Here is a 1,789-nt window from a genome sequence, read left to right as displayed (position 1 = left end):
TGTCTTCGCAAACACGATCATCGCAGGTCAGCGGGCACCTATCGTCATCTCCCCACCGGCAGGCCCGTCGCTACTCGCGGATTCGGGTCAGAGCGTGTTCGCCCAGCCGGACTGGGAACAGGTCCACAAGGAGCTGGCTCGGGTCGGTGTGACGCTGAAGCTGCTGCACAGCGAGTACACCGATGACTGCACCACGGCGAGGACGCCGGCGATGGGCTACGACCGATTCTGCCGGACGTACCAACGTCACGTCCTCGTCACCGGCGCCGCGTCCAGGGTGGGGCACAAAGCGGCACAGACGGTCGAGGTCGACTGGTCCGGACCGACGATGGGCCTGCACGACCCCGCCACCGGCAAGGAGACCACGGTCTACTTGTTCGTGGGGTGTCTGCCGTTCAGTCGGTACGCGTTCGTGGCCCCGACCCTGGATATGAAGCAGGACAGCTGGTTGCGGGCCCATGTGGCGATGTTCGAAGCCTTCGGCGGATCGAGTCCACGGATCGTGCCGGACAACCTCAAGACCGGGGTACTCAAGCATCCCCGCGAAGGCGAGATCGTTCTCAACGACGCCTACAGGCAGATGGCCGCGCACTACTCCGCGGCCGTGCTGCCAGGCAGGATCAGAGCGCCGAAAGACAAGGCCAGCGTGGAGAACACCGTGTCGCACATAGCGACCTGGATCATCGCCGGCCTACGAGACCGACAGTTCGCGACTCTGCCGGAACTTCAAGCAGCGATCACCGAACGGGTGGCGGCCTACAACGCTGAGCCGTTCCAGAAGCGACCAGGCTCCCGGACCAGCGTGTTCGCCGCTGAGGAGCAGCCGTTGCTGACACCCCTGCCGCAGGTGGCCTACGAGATCAGCCACTGGGTCTATGGCCGGCGGGCGGCGCGCAACGGACACGTCAGCTGGCAACGCAATCACTACTCGGTCCCGGTGGCGCATATCGGTACGAAAGTCGATCTGAGGATCACCGACCGCGTGCTGGAGGCCTACCGCGGCACCGAACGGCTGAGCAGCCACCTGCTGCTTCCCGAAGGGTCGGCCAACGAATATCGGACGAACGATGCTGACCTGCCCACCGGTGCGAGATATCAGCCGTGGGATGCCCCGCGAGTGCGGGAATGGGCCGAGCGGATCGGACCCTCCGCCCTGGCGGTGGTCAACAGGATCTTCGAGTCCGTGCCGGTGGATGAGCAGGGACTCGATGCCGCATTGTCGGTGCTGCGGCTGTCACGACGCTTTTCCGCGGAGCGTGTGGAAGCCGCGTGCCGGATCGCTTTGGCCGGACCGGTCCGTTCCCCGCGCTATGCCCACGTTCAGCCGATCCTGGCGACCAGTCAGGACAAGGCCGCCGGCCTGAGGCCGCCACGAGAAGAACTCGTCGAACACGGCGGCTATGTCCGTGGGGCCTCCTACTACGCACAAGGGGGCGCGAAATGAGCGGGACCGACGGTGAGACGAAGCGCAAGCTGCGGGAGATGGGCGCTGCCGCCCTCCTGGAGGCGCTTGAGAGTGAAGACGAGAACCTCGTGTTGGGGATGGGCTTCGATGACCGACTGCGACTGGTCGTCGATGAGGCGCACCAGACGTTCAACCACGCCAAGGTCGAAGGGCTGATCCGGCGGGCCGGTCTGCGCTACCCCGGGGCAGATCTACGTCGCGTGGATCGGATCGAGGAACGAGGATTGGAGGCTCTTCCGGAAACGGAGTGCAGGTGAGGGTGTGGCCGGGCCCGGGACTGGGGTCGTGTCGCTGCGGTGAGGCGGGCCCCGAGAAGTTGATGAT

General features: G+C 65.5%; 2 protein-coding genes. Both read left to right on the top strand.

From position 1 onward, the window contains the following. The coding region (gene istA / locus ACVJO7_RS33945) for an IS21 family transposase (RefSeq protein WP_491676363.1) at window positions 1-1,444 on the top strand (1,444 nt) is incomplete at its 5' end. Beyond that, window positions 1,441-1,722, top strand: coding sequence for a hypothetical protein (locus ACVJO7_RS33940; protein ID WP_491676362.1), 282 nt, complete (start codon window positions 1,441-1,443; stop codon window positions 1,720-1,722). The genes istA and ACVJO7_RS33940, both read left to right, overlap by 4 nt. Window positions 1,723-1,789 lie beyond the last annotated feature (67 nt).

The organism is Pseudonocardia sp. DxW (genome assembly GCF_058448985.1).
Note: the sequence above shows the minus strand (reverse complement) of the source record. Positions and strands in the feature narration are given on the sequence as shown.